We start from the raw sequence: 15,075 nt of genomic DNA, 5'->3' as shown, positions 1-15,075 counted from the left end.
CTCGGTAAGTGTCCGCACTCGTCCGTAAACCCGAAGGACCGTCCGACCCTCTGAAGAGACATGAGCCTCACCGGGACTGCGTTCCTCTACACGCTGATCGCGCTGTCGATCGTCGCGCTGGCGCTGCCGCTCGCCCTGTGGTCGCGCGTCCGCGGCCCCCGCGCCCTGCGCACCGCGACGCGCGCGCTGATGCTGCTGTTCGCCCAGGGAACTGCAGTGGCGCTGGTCTTCACGCTGGTCAACAACGCCAACAACCTGTACGACAACTGGGCCGACCTGCTCGGCACCGGCGACCACGTGCAGCAGGCGGCCAATCTGGGCGCCGACGGCACCGGAGGCATCGCGCTGAAGCGGCTGCCCAAGGTGCGCCAGACCTTCCGGCCGGCCACCGGACCCGGCATGCGCGCGGCCGGCGGCGTGCGCGTCACCCAGCTCAAGGGCCGGGTCTCGGGCGTGAACGCCGAGGTCTACGTCTGGCTCCCGCCGCAGTACGGCGAACCGGCCTACCGGCACCACAAGTTCCCGGTCGTGGAGTTGCTGCCCGGCTATCCCGGCCAGGCGAAGGCCTGGTTCGGCTCGCTGCACGTGAACGAGCAGCTGGAGCCGCTGATGCGGGACGGGCAGGTCGCCCCGTTCATCCTGGTCGCGCCGCGCACCAATCTGCTGGCCGGGGTGGACACCGGCTGCGCCAACATCCCGGGCACGGTCAACGCCGACACCTGGCTGAGCGTGGACGTGCCGATGATGGTCATGGACAACTTCCGTGCCGAGTCCGCCCCGGAGGGCTGGGCGGTGGCCGGCTACTCGGCCGGGGCGCACTGCGCGGCCAAGCTCGCCGTCGCCCACCCCGACCGCTACCGGGCCGCCGTCAGCCTGTCCGGCTACAACGACCCGATCGGCGAACGGGCCTCGCTCGCCGCGCAGAACCCCGCCCTCCGGGCCGAGAACAACCCCTATCTGCTGCTGCGCAAGGCGCCCGTCCCGCCGCGCATCTCGCTCTACCTTTCCGGCCAGCCGCACGACGGCTACGAGGCGGCCGTCGCCCTGGAACAGGCCGCGAAGGCGCCGACGACCGTGCACGTGGTGTACGTCCCGAGGAGCGCGGGCGGTCACACCATGGCGCTGTGGCGGCCGCAGGTGGTCCCGGCGTTCCGCTGGCTGACGGAGGTGATGGGCCGCGGCCGCGTCACGGCAGGACGGGCTGCTCTTCCTCGCTCACCGTCGACCGCCGGTGCCACGCCCGCGGAGCTCGCCAGTGGAACCGCATCGCGAGCAGGCGCAGCACGAAGGCGGTGATCACCGCGAGGGCGCTGGTGAACGGGTTCAGGGCGTCGTAGCGGATGCACAGGGCGGCCAGGGCGGCGCCGACGATCGCCGGGACCGCATAGAGGTCGCGGTCCCAGCGCAGCAGCGAGGGCACCTCGTTGGCGAGCACGTCCCGCAGCACACCGCCGCCCACCGCGGTGGTCAGCCCCAGGCCGGCGGAGGCGGTCAGGCCGAGCCCGTACTCGTACGCCTTGATCGTGCCGGCGACGCAGAACAGGCCGAGGCCGGCCGCGTCGAAGACGTTCACGGCGACCTGGATGCGCTCCACCTGCGGGTGCAGGAAGAAGACGAGCAGGGTGGCGAGCAGCGGGGTGAGGAAGTACCCCAGGTCCGTGAAGGCGGCGGGCGGTACGGCCCCGATGACCAGGTCACGGAAGAGCCCGCCGCCCAGCGCGGTGACCTCGGCGAGCACGGCGATGCCGAACACGTCGAAGTTCTTGCGTACGGCCAGGAGGGCGCCGGAGATCGCGAAGACGAAGATGCCGATCAGGTCGAGCGTGTGCTGGACGGAGGGGCTGAACAGTTGTTGGAGCACCCGGACATTCTCGCCCCGTGGCAAACCCCCGCCTTGCAGAACAAGGCGGGGGTTCTCCGGCGTGCTTACTTCTGCGCGGACTCCTCGGCAGCGGCCTTCCCCACCGACGCCTCCTTCGCCGAGGACAGCAGCTTGGTGTCCTGCGGCTGCTGGTCCTCGAAGTTCTCCGGGTGGTGGCAGGCGACGCGCTGCCCGGCCCGCAGCTCCACCAGCGGCGGCTCCGTGGTCTTGCAGATCTCCGTCGCCTTCCAGCACCGGGTGTGGAAGCGGCAGCCGCTCGGCGGGGCGATCGGCGAGGGCACGTCGCCCTTGAGCAGGATGCGCTCGCTCTTGACGCCCCGGCGCTTGGGATCCGGTATCGGCACGGCCGACAGCAGCGCCTTGGAGTACGGGTGCATCGGCGACTTGTACAGCTTGTCGCGGTCAGCCAGCTCGACGATCTTGCCGAGGTACATCACGGCGATCCGGTCCGAGACGTGCCGGACGACCGACAGGTCGTGCGCGATGATCACGTACGTCAGGCCGAGCTCCTCCTGGAGGTCGTCCAGCAGGTTCACCACCTGCGCCTGGATCGACACGTCCAGCGCGGAGACCGGCTCGTCCGCCACCACCAGCTTGGGGTTGAGGGCGAGCGCCCGGGCGATGCCGATGCGCTGGCGCTGGCCGCCGGAGAACTCGTGCGGATAGCGGTTGTAGTGCTCGGGGTTGAGGCCGACCACCGACAGCAGCCGCTGGACCTCCTTCTTCACCCCGCCCTCGGGCTCGACGCCCTGGAGCCGGAAGGGGGCGCCGACGATCGTGCCGATGGTGTGCCGGGGGTTCAGCGAGGAGTACGGGTCCTGGAAGATCATCTGCACGTCGCGGCGCATCGGGCGCAGCTCGCCTGTCTTCAGGTGCGTGATGTCCTTGCCCTCGAACTCGACCGTGCCGCCGGTCGGTTCGAGCAGCCGGGTGATCAGCCGGCCCATGGTGGACTTGCCGCAGCCCGACTCGCCGACGACGCCGAGCGTCTCGCCCTTGCGGACCTCGAAGTCGATGCCGTCGACGGCGCGCACCGCGCCGGTCTGCCGCTGGAGCAGGCCCTTGCGGATCGGGAAGTGCTTCTCCAGGCCGGTCACCTTCAGCAGGACCTCGCCGTCGGCGGCGGTGTCCTGGGTGAGGGTGCTCCCGCTCGTGTCCGGTTTGCTCACCGCTTTTTCGTCGCTCACAGCTTCGGCGCAATCTCTTCGGTCCAGATACGCTCCCGCTGCTCCTGGCCCATGTGGCAGGCGGCCCAGTGCGAGCCGCCGACCTCGGTCAGCTCGGGGCGGACGGTGCGGGTGACGTTGTCCTTCGGGATGTCCGCGTACGGGCAGCGCGGGTGGAAGGCGCAGCCGGACGGGAGGTTGATGAGGGAGGGCGGCGCGCCCTTGATCGGGATGAGCCGGTCGGTCTCCTCGCGGTCCAGGCGCGGCATCGAGCCGAGCAGGCCCCCGGTGTAGGGGTGCCGGGGCTCGGAGAACACGTCCTCGGCGGGACCGCGCTCCACGCACCGGCCGCCGTACATCACCAGCAGGTCGTCGGCCATCTCGGCGACCACGCCCAGGTCGTGGGTGATCATGATGACCGCGGAGCCGAACTCCTTCTGCAGATCGTGGATCAGATCGAGGATCTGCGCCTGCACGGTGACGTCCAGGGCGGTGGTCGGCTCGTCGGCGATGAGCAGCTCGGGGTTGTTCACCAGCGCCATGGCGATCATGGCGCGCTGGCGCATACCGCCGGAGAACTCGTGCGGGTAGCCGTCCACGCGCTTGGCGGGCTCGGGGATGCCGACGCGGTCCAGCATCTCGATCGCCCGCTGCTTGGCGACCTTCTTGCTGACGTCGTTGTGGACCCGGTACGCCTCGACGATCTGCTGCCCGACCGAGTAGTAGGGGTGCATCGCCGACAGCGGGTCCTGGAAGATCATGGCCATCTTCCGGCCGCGCAGCCGCCGTACGTCGTCGGGGTCGGCCGCGATCAGCTCCTGGCCGTCCAGCCACACCTCGCCGGAGACCTTGGCGCGCGCCGAGCGGTGCAGGCCCATCACGCCGAGCGAGGTGACGGACTTGCCGGAGCCGGACTCGCCCACGATGCCCAGGGTCCTGCCCTTGCGCACGTCGAAGCTGACGCCGTCCACGGACTTGACCAGACCGTCGTCGGTGTCGAAGTGGATGCGCAGATCACGGACGGACAGGAACACGTCGTCCGCGACGGACGGGGCGGTGGTGTCCGGTTCGCCGAGCGCGGCTTTGTCGAGCTTGCTCACGAGTACCTCACCCGGGGGTCGATGGCGGCGTACACCAGGTCGACGATCAGATTGCAGAAGACGATGAAGAACGCGGCGACCAGGGTCACGCCCATCACGATGGGCAGGTCGTTGTCCTTGATGGCCTGGACCGAGTATGCGCCGATGCCCTGGAGGGAGAACACCGTCTCGGTGAGCACCGCGGTGCCGACGAGGGTGCCGAAGTCCATGCCGAAGATGGTGACGATCGGGGTGAGCGCGGAGCGCAGGCCGTGCTTGGTCACGACCGTGGTCTCCTTCAGACCCTTGGCCCTGGCCGTTCTGATGTAGTCCTCGCTCATCGTCTCCAGCATGCCCGCCCGGGTGAGCCGGGCGTACAGCGCGGAGAACAGGAAGGCGAGGCTGATCCAGGGCAACAGCAGGTGCCACGCCCAGTCGGCCGGGTTCTCGGTGAACGGGACGTAGTCGATGCTCTCCCAGATGGGGATCTCGTAGACGAAGAGCGCGTTCAGCACCTGGCCGGTGAAGAAGATCGGGAGCGAGACGCCGGCGAGCGCGATGAACATGGAGATGCGGTCGACGGGCTTGCCCTTGCGCAGTGCCGAGATGACACCGATCGTCACGCCGCTGATCACCCAGATCACCGCCGCGCCGATGGCCAGCGAGAAGGAGACGGGGATCCGTTGCTCCAACTGCGGCCAGACCTCGATGTGGCTCTTGAAGGAGTACCCGAAGCAGGGTGCGCTGCAGTGCGTCGCGTCGGGACCGAACCGGTAGTCGGCGCCCGCCACGAGGCCCTTCACGAAGTTCCAGAACTGCTCGTAGACGGGCTGATCCAGTCCCAGGTTCTTCTTGATCGCGGCGACGGACTCGGGGTTCGCGTCCTTGCCGACGTACTGGGTGGCCAACTGGTCGGCCGTCTGGCCCCCGAGGCGGGGTACCAGGAAGAAGATGGCGAAGGTGACTGCGCTGACCACCAGCAGCAACAGCACCGCGCCCATGACGCGTCGGAGGATGTACGCAGCCACAGCTGTACGGCCCCGGGCGGCCGCGGCGGGATCATCCGCCGCGGCCACCCGGTGCCTTCACCTGCCTTTCGAAAGGATCCGGCCTGCTGAGTTACTTCGAGGAGCTCATCAGCAGGTAGTCGTACATGCCGAGGTAGGCCTGCGTGACCGTGACGTTGGTCGCGGACGTCGGCCGGAGCAGCAGGTTCTTGCGGTAGACCAGCGGGACGACCGAGGCGTTGTCGAGCACCATCTTGTCGATCTCGCCCCAGGCCTTGGTGCGGGCCGCGTCGTCGGTGTTGGCGATCGCGTCCGTCAGGGCCTTGTTGATCTTCGGGTCGTCCAGCTCCATCAGGTTGTTGCCGCCCGAGGGCTTGATGGCCGCGCCGTTGACGATCTGGTCGAGGAAGCCGTAGCCGGTCGGCCAGTCGGCACCCCACGCCATCGAGAGCATGCCGAGCTTGTTCTGGTGGACGTAGCTCGGGACACCGGCGAAGTTGGAGAAGTACTTGCCGGAGGGGAACTGCTTGATCTCGATGTTGATGCCGATCTTCTTCAGCGACTCCTGGGTGGCCGTCGCGGCAGCGATCTCGGCGGGCCGGTCGGAACGGGCCGTCAGGATCGTGTTGAAGCCGTTCGGCTTGCCGCACGCCTTCAGCTCTTCCTTGGCCTTGGCCACGTCACCCTTGTGACCGTCGGTCGCGTAGGTGTCGAACTTGGTGTAGCCGTTGACCGACGGCGGCAGCAGCGTGGTCGCCACATCGCCCTTCGGCGAGCCGCCCATCGCGTCCAGGACGGACTGCTTGTCCAGACCCCACTGGACGGCCTTGCGGCAGTGCTCGTTGTCGAACGGCTTGACGTTCACGTTGAGCGCGATGTACTGCGTGGCGCCCGCGTAGGAGCTGTCCGTCTGGTTGGCGTACTTGCCGCGCAGCACCTTCGGCTGGGTCTGCGGCTGCACACCCGTGCCGGCCGCGTCAGCCGTGATCTTGTCGGAGAGCAGGTTGTTGTCGACCGTGACCGGGTTGACCTTGAACTTGATCGAGATCTTGTCCGGCAGAGCCTTGCGGACCGGGTCCGTCTTCGCGTCCCACTGGGGGTTGCGCACCAGGGTGGCGCTGCGGCCCTCCTCGTAGGACTGGAACTGGTACGGGCCGGAGGACACGATGTTCTGCACGTACTTCGCACCGGTGTCCTTCGCCTTCGGCACCGGCGCCGTCTGCGAGAACGTGGCCAGGTAGTCGAAGTCGGCGAACGGCTGCTTCAGCTTGAAGACGATCGTCCGGTCGTCCGGCGTCTCGATCGACTTGATGCCCTCGGCGGACTTGTCCTTGTAGGGACCCTGGTACTTGTCGCCGCCCTCCAGGTACGACTTGAAGTACGTCGGGCCGTTGGACAGGGCCTCGGGCGCGAAGTTGGAGCGCTCGATGGCGTACTTCACGTCCTTGGACGTCACCGGTGTGCCGTCCTGGAACTTCACGCCGGCGCGCAGCTTGTACGTCCAGGTCTTGGCGTCCGGGCTGGACTTGCCGAGGGACTCGGCGAGGTCCGGCACGATCTCCAGGCCTTCCTTGCCCGCCGCCGGTTTGAACGACGTGAGCGTCCTGCCGTAGAGGCGGGAGAAGTTCTGCACCCAGCCGTAGTACGTGTTGCCCGGGTCGAGGGAGTCGGGCACGTCCGAGTGCTCGTACGTGACCGTCCCGCCCTTCTTGCTCGACGGGTTGACGATCGAGGTCAGCGCGGCGTCCTTCTTGCCGTTGCCTCCGTTCCCGTCGTTGTCGTCACCTCCGCCGCCACATGCGGCAGCGCCCAGCGACAGTGCCAGGACCGACGCAACGCCGGCGGTCACCCTTCTCGTCTTCACCTGAGGAAGCCCCCTCATTCGATGGATCACTTGCTGCGAGGGTCGAGGGCGTCACGCAGCCCGTCACCCAGCAGGTTGAAGGCCAGGACGGTGATGAAGATCGCCAGTCCGGGCACGAACATGTACTGCGGATCAGCCGTGTAGAGATCCACAGCGTTGCTGAGCATGCCGCCCCAGGAGGCCTGCGGCGGAGCGATACCGACACCGAGGAAGCTCAGCGCGGCCTCGAACAGGATGTTCGTCGGGATGATCAGCGTCGAGTAGACGAGGATCGGCGCGACGAGGTTCGGGAGCAGTTCCCGGAACAGGACGTACGGGCCGCGCGCCCCGAGGCTCGTGGCGGCCTCGATGAACTCCCGCTTGCGCAGGGTCATCGTCTGGGCGCGCACGATGCGGCCGATGTACGGCCAGCTGAAGAAGCCGATCACGAAGATCAGCACGCAGATGCGCAGCGACAGCCCGTCGAGGCCGAAGAAACCGTCCTGCACCGAGGCCGAGATCGAGATGGCGAACAGCAGCAGCGGGAACGCCAGGAAGGTGTCCATCAGCCTGCTGATGACGCTGTCGATCCAGCCGCCGTAGTAGCCGGCGATGACGCCGAGCACGGTGCCGATGCACACGGACAGCAGCGTGGCGCCGCCCGCGACCAGGAGGGAGACCCAGGAGCCGTCGATGATGCGGGCGAGCATGTCCCGGCCGTACTGCGGGTCCACGCCGAGCGGGTGGTCCCAACTCATGCCTCCCCAGCCGCCCTTGGGGGCGAGCAGCGCGGGGTCGATGAGGTCCTGGTTGAACTTGTTGGGATCGAGGTTGAAGATCCACTGGATCGGCTTGGAGAACACCGCCATCAGCACGAGCAGGATGACGATGACGCCTCCCGCCATCGCCACCTTGTCCCGCTTGAAGCGCATCCAGGCGATCTGGGTGAGCGAACGCCCTTCGATCTGGCTCTTCTTGACCCCGGAGAGCACGGCCTCGGGCTGTGCTCCGGCTTCCGCCCCGGTGGTCTCGATCGGTGCGGTCACGGTGCGATTGACCCCTCTCGGGCCGGCGATCGCCGAGCCCCTGGCTGCCGCTGTAGCGGTTTGTTTGTCTCGTGCACGAGACCGACCCGGCCCGTGTCTTGCGGGGAGTCTTCAACGCTTTGGCGATCTGTTGCCAGACTTGACGGTGAAAGGATGCGTAAACGTGATGCTGTCTGCGGGGTTCCGTTATCCGGACAACAGGTAACGGGGGTCGGACGCGCTGCGATGGGTGGATTTTAGGGCATACCCCCACTTCTCACCTTTATCTACGCGCGAAGAGCTGAGAGCCTGTCGCATTTGAAGGTGGGGAAACAATGACCCGCGGACGCCCGCGGAGTGGGTCAGTACCTGCCCTGGGCCGGGGGGAAGCCGTAGTCCGAGGCCGGTGCCTGGACAGGGGCGGTGGCGTGGGCCTCGCGGTCGTAGAAGGGACGGGCGTTCGCACGCAGCCACATGGCGACCGGGTCGTGTTCGTCGGACATGGCGACGGTCGAGACGGGCAGCCCGTCCGGTACGGCCCCGAGAGACTGCTGCATCATCGCGCGCACGGAATCCACGGCCGGCGGCGAAGTGTCGTACACATCCAGTCCGATGGCGAGGTACGGCGCCCCGAGCGCGGGCTGCACCCAGGCCCGGCGCAGCGAGCGGACGGCCGGGGTGCGGTGGGCGTTCTGCGCGAGCAGGGCGTAGAACTGGGGGATCTCGATGGCCGGTTCGGACAGCCGCAGCGGGCCGGCGGGCTGGCGGTCCAGGCCCGTGGCGATCCGGCGCAGGTCGAGCCAGGGGATGCCGACGCCGCCCCCGGGGGCGTGCGGGTTGAGCCAGAGGCCGTAGTGGTCGGGGTAGAGGGCGCGGGCGACGTCGACTCCGTCGACCACCTCGTAACTGCGGTTCCAGCCGCTGGCCGAGAGCTCCTGGGCGGAGGTCACGCAGGGGGCGTAGCCGTAGCCGTCGACCTCCATGTTCCCGTACTGGGCGTCGGGGGAGCCCGCCTGACCGTGCCAGAGGAGCATCCAGATCTGGCCGGTGTGCGGGGTCGCGAGCGCGCGCAGGAGTGCCTCGTAGGCGTCGTAACGCCCGGGCGTGACCTGGCGCAGCATGTGCTCGACCTGTCCGGCCGCGGCCGTGCCGCTCGCGCTCACCTTTACCGCCCCTTCGTACAACGCCTCGACCGTGACCTAGCTTAAGGGGTCCTTTCAGAATGCTGGGTGCTTGCGGGCGAGGGTCATGCAGTGGGCGAGCTGCAGGAAGGCGTCGTGCATGTCGTCTCGGGCGTCCCAGCGGGTGCGTAAGCGGCGAGGGCCGTGGAGCCAGGCGATGGCGGACTCGGCAACCCACCGCACACGGCCCAAGCCGGAGCCATGCGCCTGACCGCGCCGGGCGATCTTCGGGACGATGCCACGCTCACGTAGCCGACGGCGGTAGATGTCGTGGTCGTAGCCACGGTCGGCATACAAGGTGCGGGGCTTGCGCCGGGGCCGGCCCCGCTTGCCCCGCACCGGCGGCAGGCCGTCGACCAGCGGAAGGAGCTGGGTGACGTCGTTTCGGTGCCCGCCCGTCAACGACACCCGCAGCGGGGTGCCGTGCGCGTCGGTCAACACGTGGTGCTTCGAGCCCGGCCGTGCACGGTCAACCGGGCTCGGGCCGACTTTTGGGCTGCTTCGCCCCCGCTTGGCCTGCACGTGCGAGGCGTCAACGGTGACGCGGGAGAAGTCCAGGCGGTCTGCCGCCCGCAGCCGGTCCAGCAGCACCCGCTGGAGTTCCTCCCACACCCCGGCCTCCTGCCATTCGGCCAGCCGCCGCCAGCAGGTAGGACCGGAACCGAACCCCAACTCCTGCGGCAGGTACTCCCATTGGATTCCGGTGTAGAGGACGAACAGCACACCCTGCAGCGTTTTGCGGTCATCGATCCGCTTGCGCCCCGGGTGCCGGAACCGCCGTTCATGCTTCGGCAGCAGCGGCTCGATCACCGCCCACAGCTCGTCACTGACCTCCCACGGCTTGCGCCGCACCAGGGTCACCCCCAAGGAGCACGCACGGGATCACATACTTCTCCACCGTGCCACAAGAAGATCATTCTGCAAGGAGCCCTAAGCCCGCCCGGGAGCTCGGGGCTCGGTGTCGCTTTGCGGGTGCGTGCCGGGTGTGGCCGGGCGCGCCCACGCGGCGCAGCCGCATGATGTCACCGCCCCGCCCCCCTTGGGTACCTGACCTACCGCTGGTAGAAGGGCCGGACCCTGTCCCTCATCCAGGTGCCCACCGGATCCTCCGCCACGTCCAGGAGGACCAGGTTGACCGGCCACGGGGCCGGGGACTTGGTGACGGCGCGGGACAGGGCCTCCAAGGGGAGAGCCCGCAGGTCGCCTTCCCACTGGGAGAGTTCGACACCCACGAACATCACCGGGTCGGCGGTCTCGATCGCGGCTAGGCAGCGGCGGGCGGTGACGACGACGCCGATCGCCTCGAACTCGGCGGAGGCGGCGGCGAGGAAGTCCACCGGGTCGTCCTGCCAGTCGGGCTCGAAGAGGCGGACCCGGCCGCCGCTCGCGGGGCCGTCCAAGGGGGTCCGGCCGGCTCGGCAGAGCTCGGCCACGGCGGGCGGCGGGAGCGGGATGCCGACCACACCGCCCGGGTTGACGGCTATCCCGGCGTGCGGGGGCAGGCCGCGGGCGAACTCCACGGCGGGCGCGATGGTGTACGACATGTGGGAGCCGACGACCTGGCGGAACTGCTCCTCCGAGCTGAACACCGGCACGTAGGCCTGGCCCTCGATCTCGATGCCGGGCAGGTCCAGGGGGCCACTTTGGGGGCCGCCGCCGCTCGGCAGGGGGACCCAGACGAAACTCCGGCCGAGCACCTCGACGATCCGCCCGCCGGCCGACGGTCCGGCACCGAGGGAGGCCGAGAGCACCTCCTCCAGTTCGTTGCCGGGCCATCCGCCGTGCGGGTGGGTCTGCGTGTGCGCCGGGAAGTCCGCGGAGAAGTCCGCCGGGAAGTCCATATGCCTACCGCCTGCCTGGAACCACTGCTGTGGCTCAAAAGGCTAGCGGCTCGCCGGCCGGCGGCCGTCAGCCCGTGAACCCGATCCGGCGCAGGGTGTCCGCCGCGTCCCGGTCGACGAGGATCGCCGAGCCGCAGCCCGCGGGCAGTTCGCCCCGCTCCACGGCGCGCAGCAGGCGGGTGGTCGCCGCGCGGTGGCGCAGGAACGCGTACCGCGAGACACCGCGGCCGCGGTCGCGCTGGCCGGCCAGGGCCTCCTCGGGGGTGACGTCGAGCATGAGCAGATGCAGGGTGCCGCCCCGGCGACGGGCCTCGCGGGCCAGCCAGCGGCGCACCCAGGCCTGGGTGCCGCAGTCGTGCACGACGACGCCCTCGCCGGTGCGCAGGGCGCGACGCAGCCCGGCGTAGTGGGCGAGGCGGACGAGCGGGCGGTAGACCGCGTACGGCAGGAAGCGCGGCATGCGGCTGTCCCAGCGGTCGCGGGTGTCCTGGGAGTCGATGCGCCGGCCGGGCACGGTGCGCCGCATCAGCGTGGACTTGCCGCTGCCGGGCAGGCCCGTGACCACGACGAGGTCGCGGGGGCCGAACAGCAGCGCGTGCGGGCCGCGGCCGGCGCGCTCGCGCAGATCGCGGACGACCGGCACCGGCAGCGGGCCGCAGCCCGCGCGTGCCGGAACGGCCGGCTGCTCGGGCAGCGCGACGCCCGTTGTCGTGGCGTACGCGGTGGTCCTGTTCACCGTGATCGTCCTCCCCTGGGGCCAGGTACGGAAGACCCATCCCCGCCGAGTGTAAAGAGAAGGTAATGCCCGATGTCTCTGGTTTTAGTCCTCTTCCTGCAACAGGCCTGCTACAGGGTGCTGCCCTGCCACCCCGCGACGATGCGTGCAATGATGTGCGCGCCAACTGCATACCGGCCGTTTGAATCCGCGCGGGAGAGTCCCCAGCACCGTCCGACGCTGGGGCGCCGAAGGAGCAAGTCCCTCCCTTGAATCTCTCAGGCCCCGTTACCGCGCGGGCGAGGCACATCTGAAAAGCGGGCCGCCGTCCTCGGTGGTCCCACCCAAGGTGCAAGCCATGTCCTTCATGGCGAACCTCTCAGGTTCCGATGACAGATGGGGAGGAACGACCTCGCCCGTCATGCCCTTGGAGACCGACCGATGAGCAGTACGCCACTGCGCCACACCGCGCTCGATGCCCTGCATCGCTCGCTCGGCGCGACGATGACCGACTTCGCCGGCTGGGACATGCCCCTGCGCTACGGCTCCGAGCGTGACGAGCACAACGCCGTGCGCACGAGGGCCGGGCTCTTCGACCTCTCCCACATGGGGGAGATCACCGTCACCGGTCCGCAGGCCGCCGCCCTCCTCGACTACGCCCTGGTGGGCAACATCGGCGGAGTCAAGCCCGGCCGCGCCCGCTACACCATGATCTGCCGGGCCGACGGCGGCATCCTCGACGACCTGATCGTCTACCGGCTGGCCGAGGCCGAGGCCCCCGAGTACATGGTCGTCGCCAACGCCTCCAACGCCCAGGTCGTGCTGGACGCCCTGGCGGAACGTTCCGCGGGCTTCGACGCCGAGGTGCGCGACGACCGGGACGCCTACGCGCTGATCGCCGTACAGGGTCCTCAGTCCCCGGCGATCCTGAAGTCCCTCACCGACGCCGACCTCGACGGCCTGAAGTACTACGCCGGTCTGCCCGGCACGGTCGCGGGCGTCCCGGCGCTGATCGCCCGTACCGGCTACACCGGCGAGGACGGCTTCGAGCTGTTCGTGAAGCCGGAGCACGCGGTCGAGCTGTGGCAGGCCCTGACCAAGGCGGGCGAGGGCGCCGGACTGGTCCCGTGCGGGCTGTCCTGCCGCGACACGCTGCGCCTGGAGGCGGGAATGCCGCTGTACGGGCACGAGCTGAGCACGTCCCTGACGCCCTTCGACGCCGGGCTCGGCCGGGTGGTGAAGTTCGAGAAGGACGGCGACTTCGTGGGGCGCGAGGCCCTGCGCGAGGCCGCCGCCCGCGCCGAGCAGAACCCGCCCCGCGTGCTGGTCGGCCTGGTCGCCGAGGGCCGCCGGGTCCCGCGCGCCGGGTACGCGGTCGTCGCCGGCGGCGAGGTGATCGGCGAGGTCACCTCCGGCGCCCCCTCCCCCACCCTCGGCAAGCCGATCGCCATGGCCTACGTCGACGCCGCGCACGCCGCGCCCGGCACGCCCGGCGTGGGCGTGGACATCCGGGGCAGTCACGAGCCGTACGAGGTCGTGGCGCTGCCGTTCTACAAGCGCCAGAAGTAGACACTGGCCAAGGGCCGCGGCAGCGACCCCGCTGTCCGTCCTCCCAGCTCACCAGCAGTCCCCCTTCCACAGCACTCCCGCGCGTACAGGAGAATCCAGGCCATGAGCAACCCCCAGCAGCTGCGTTACAGCAAGGAGCACGAGTGGCTGTCGGCCGCCGATGACGGCGTCTCGACGGTCGGCATCACGGAGCACGCGGCCAACGCGCTCGGCGATGTCGTGTTCGTCCAGCTCCCCGAGGTCGGTGACTCGGTGTCCGCGGGCGAGACCTGCGGCGAGCTGGAGTCGACCAAGTCGGTGTCCGACCTCTACTCCCCCGTCTCCGGTGAGGTCACCGAGGTCAACGAGGACGTCGTGAACGACCCGTCGCTGGTGAACTCGGCCCCCTTCGAGGGCGGCTGGCTGTTCAAGGTGCGGGTCACGGACGAGCCGGGCGACCTGCTCTCCGCCGACGAGTACACCGCGTTCTCCGCCGGCTGAGGAGGCGTAGCCGTATGTCCGTCCTGAACACACCCCTGCACGAGCTCGACCCGGCCGTGGCCGCCGCGGTCGACGCCGAGCTGCACCGGCAGCAGTCCACGCTCGAGATGATCGCCTCGGAGAACTTCGCTCCGGTCGCGGTCATGGAGGCGCAGGGCTCGGTCCTCACCAACAAGTACGCCGAGGGCTACCCGGGCCGCCGCTACTACGGCGGCTGCGAGCACGTCGACGTGGTCGAGCAGATCGCGATCGACCGGGTCAAGGAGCTGTTCGGCGCCGAGCACGCCAACGTGCAGCCGCACTCGGGCGCCCAGGCCAACGCGGCCGCGATGTTCGCGCTGCTCGAGCCGGGCGACACCATCATGGGTCTGAACCTCGCGCACGGCGGGCACCTGACCCACGGCATGAAGATCAACTTCTCCGGCAAGCTCTACGACGTCGTCGCCTACCACGTCGGCGACGACGGCCGGGTCGACATGGCCGAGGTCGAGCGGCTGGCCAAGGAGTCCAGGCCCAAGCTGATCGTCGCGGGCTGGTCGGCCTACCCGCGGCAGCTGGACTTCGCGGAGTTCCGCCGGATCGCGGACGAGGTCGGCGCGTACCTGATGGTCGACATGGCCCACTTCGCGGGGCTCGTCGCGGCCGGGCTGCACCCGAACCCGGTCCCGCACGCGCACGTGGTGACCACGACGACCCACAAGACGCTGGGCGGCCCGCGCGGCGGTGTGATCCTGTCCACCGCCGAACTCGCCAAGAAGATCAACTCCGCTGTCTTCCCCGGTCAGCAGGGCGGTCCGCTGGAGCATGTGATCGCGGCCAAGGCGGTCGCCTTCAAGGTCGCGGCCTCGGAGGACTTCAAGGAGCGCCAGCGCCGTACGCTGGAGGGTGCCCGCATCCTGGCCGAGCGTCTGGTGAAGGACGACGTCCGGGCCGTGGGCGTGGACGTCCTGTCCGGCGGCACGGACGTGCACCTGGTCCTGGTCGACCTGCGCCACTCGGAGCTGGACGGCCGGCAGGCCGAGGACCGCCTCCACGAGGTGGGCATCACGGTCAACCGCAACGCGATCCCGAACGACCCGCGTCCGCCGATGGTGACGTCGGGTCTGCGGATCGGCACGCCGGCCCTGGCGACCCGGGGCTTTGCGGCCGAGGACTTCGCGGAGGTCGCGGACGTCATCGCCGAGGCGCTGAAGCCGTCCTACGACGCGGAGGCCCTCAAGGCCCGGGTGAAGGCCCTGGCCGACAAGCACCCGCTGTACCCGGGTCTGATCACATAACGAAGAAACC

The 15,075-nt window shown here is 69.4% G+C and carries 14 protein-coding genes and 2 riboswitches; of the genes, 4 read left to right on the top strand and 10 right to left on the bottom strand.

Annotation, left to right across the window (positions count from 1 at the left end):
* The first annotated feature begins 60 nt into the window (after positions 1 to 60).
* A complete protein-coding gene (locus tag PV963_RS32330; RefSeq protein ID WP_274819833.1) occupies positions 61 to 1,296 on the top strand; it encodes an alpha/beta hydrolase in 1,236 nt (411 codons plus the stop codon).
* Here PV963_RS32330 and PV963_RS32325 read toward each other — a convergent pair.
* The 10 genes from PV963_RS32325 to PV963_RS32280 all read right to left on the bottom strand — a co-directional run bounded on the left by PV963_RS32325 (position 1,187) and on the right by PV963_RS32280 (position 11,760).
* Positions 1,187 to 1,861: a trimeric intracellular cation channel family protein gene (locus PV963_RS32325; protein WP_274819832.1), complete on the bottom strand. Its 675-nt coding sequence runs from the start codon at positions 1,859 to 1,861 to the stop codon at positions 1,187 to 1,189. The genes PV963_RS32330 and PV963_RS32325 overlap by 110 nt on opposite strands.
* 65 nt (positions 1,862 to 1,926) lie before the next feature.
* Positions 1,927 to 3,051, bottom strand: a complete 1,125-nt coding sequence (locus tag PV963_RS32320; RefSeq protein ID WP_274819830.1) for an ABC transporter ATP-binding protein — start codon at positions 3,049 to 3,051, stop codon at positions 1,927 to 1,929.
* A gap of 14 nt (positions 3,052 to 3,065) precedes the next feature.
* Entirely contained in the window at positions 3,066 to 4,148 is a 1,083-nt protein-coding gene (locus PV963_RS32315) for an ABC transporter ATP-binding protein (RefSeq protein WP_274819828.1), read from the bottom strand.
* On the bottom strand, positions 4,145 to 5,155 hold the full coding sequence (locus tag PV963_RS32310; protein WP_274819826.1) for an ABC transporter permease: 1,011 nt from the start codon (positions 5,153 to 5,155) through the stop codon (positions 4,145 to 4,147). The genes PV963_RS32315 and PV963_RS32310 overlap by 4 nt, the downstream gene beginning before the upstream one ends.
* A 91-nt stretch (positions 5,156 to 5,246) precedes the next feature.
* Positions 5,247 to 7,016 (bottom strand): ABC transporter substrate-binding protein, encoded by a 1,770-nt coding sequence (locus tag PV963_RS32305; RefSeq protein ID WP_274819825.1) that lies wholly within the window; start codon positions 7,014 to 7,016, stop codon positions 5,247 to 5,249.
* 8 nt (positions 7,017 to 7,024) lie between these two features.
* Complete coding sequence (locus tag PV963_RS32300) at positions 7,025 to 8,023, bottom strand: ABC transporter permease (RefSeq protein WP_274819823.1); 999 nt, start codon at positions 8,021 to 8,023, stop codon at positions 7,025 to 7,027.
* Between the two features lie 341 nt (positions 8,024 to 8,364).
* On the bottom strand, positions 8,365 to 9,165 hold the full coding sequence (locus tag PV963_RS32295) for an enhanced serine sensitivity protein SseB C-terminal domain-containing protein (protein ID WP_274819821.1): 801 nt from the start codon (positions 9,163 to 9,165) through the stop codon (positions 8,365 to 8,367).
* A 54-nt stretch (positions 9,166 to 9,219) separates the two neighbouring features.
* Entirely contained in the window at positions 9,220 to 10,038 is an 819-nt protein-coding gene (locus PV963_RS32290) for an IS5 family transposase (protein ID WP_274822027.1), read from the bottom strand.
* Positions 10,039 to 10,235: 197 nt separating this feature from the next.
* The gene (locus PV963_RS32285) at positions 10,236 to 11,024 is read right to left on the bottom strand and encodes an enhanced serine sensitivity protein SseB (RefSeq protein ID WP_274819819.1); all 789 of its coding nucleotides are present in this window, start codon (positions 11,022 to 11,024) and stop codon (positions 10,236 to 10,238) included.
* 67 nt (positions 11,025 to 11,091) lie between these two features.
* Complete coding sequence (locus PV963_RS32280) at positions 11,092 to 11,760, bottom strand: AAA family ATPase (RefSeq protein ID WP_274819818.1); 669 nt, start codon at positions 11,758 to 11,760, stop codon at positions 11,092 to 11,094.
* 182 nt (positions 11,761 to 11,942) lie between these two features.
* Positions 11,943 to 12,043, top strand: a riboswitch (glycine riboswitch).
* A riboswitch (glycine riboswitch) is annotated at positions 12,044 to 12,145 on the top strand.
* Between the two features lie 35 nt (positions 12,146 to 12,180).
* Here PV963_RS32280 and gcvT point away from each other — a divergent pair.
* The 3 genes from gcvT to glyA all read left to right on the top strand — a co-directional run bounded on the left by gcvT (position 12,181) and on the right by glyA (position 15,065).
* A complete protein-coding gene (gcvT, locus tag PV963_RS32275; RefSeq protein ID WP_274819816.1) occupies positions 12,181 to 13,308 on the top strand; it encodes a glycine cleavage system aminomethyltransferase GcvT in 1,128 nt (375 codons plus the stop codon).
* Between the two features lie 102 nt (positions 13,309 to 13,410).
* Complete coding sequence (gene gcvH, locus PV963_RS32270; protein ID WP_274819815.1) at positions 13,411 to 13,788, top strand: glycine cleavage system protein GcvH; 378 nt, start codon at positions 13,411 to 13,413, stop codon at positions 13,786 to 13,788.
* 14 nt (positions 13,789 to 13,802) lie between these two features.
* Positions 13,803 to 15,065 carry a serine hydroxymethyltransferase gene (gene glyA, locus PV963_RS32265; protein WP_274819813.1) on the top strand — a complete coding sequence of 421 codons (1,263 nt, stop codon included), beginning with the start codon at positions 13,803 to 13,805 and terminating at the stop codon, positions 15,063 to 15,065.
* The last annotated feature ends 10 nt before the right edge of the window (positions 15,066 to 15,075 follow it).

This window comes from Streptomyces coeruleorubidus (assembly GCF_028885415.1).
Classification (GTDB): domain Bacteria; phylum Actinomycetota; class Actinomycetes; order Streptomycetales; family Streptomycetaceae; genus Streptomyces; species Streptomyces coeruleorubidus_A.
This window is presented reverse-complemented; position numbering and strand designations above follow the sequence as displayed.

Excerpts from the sequence above, each read along its gene's own strand:
- PV963_RS32330 (WP_274819833.1), top strand. The coding sequence starts at position 61 with ATGAGCCTCACCGGGACTGCGTTCCTCTACACGCTGATCGCGCTGTCG.
- PV963_RS32305 (WP_274819825.1), bottom strand. The coding sequence starts at position 7,016 with ATGAGGGGGCTTCCTCAGGTGAAGACGAGAAGGGTGACCGCCGGCGTT.
- glyA (WP_274819813.1), top strand. The coding sequence starts at position 13,803 with ATGTCCGTCCTGAACACACCCCTGCACGAGCTCGACCCGGCCGTGGCC.
- gcvT (WP_274819816.1), top strand. The coding sequence starts at position 12,181 with ATGAGCAGTACGCCACTGCGCCACACCGCGCTCGATGCCCTGCATCGC.
- gcvH (WP_274819815.1), top strand. The coding sequence starts at position 13,411 with ATGAGCAACCCCCAGCAGCTGCGTTACAGCAAGGAGCACGAGTGGCTG.
- PV963_RS32285 (WP_274819819.1), bottom strand. The coding sequence starts at position 11,024 with ATGGACTTCCCGGCGGACTTCTCCGCGGACTTCCCGGCGCACACGCAG.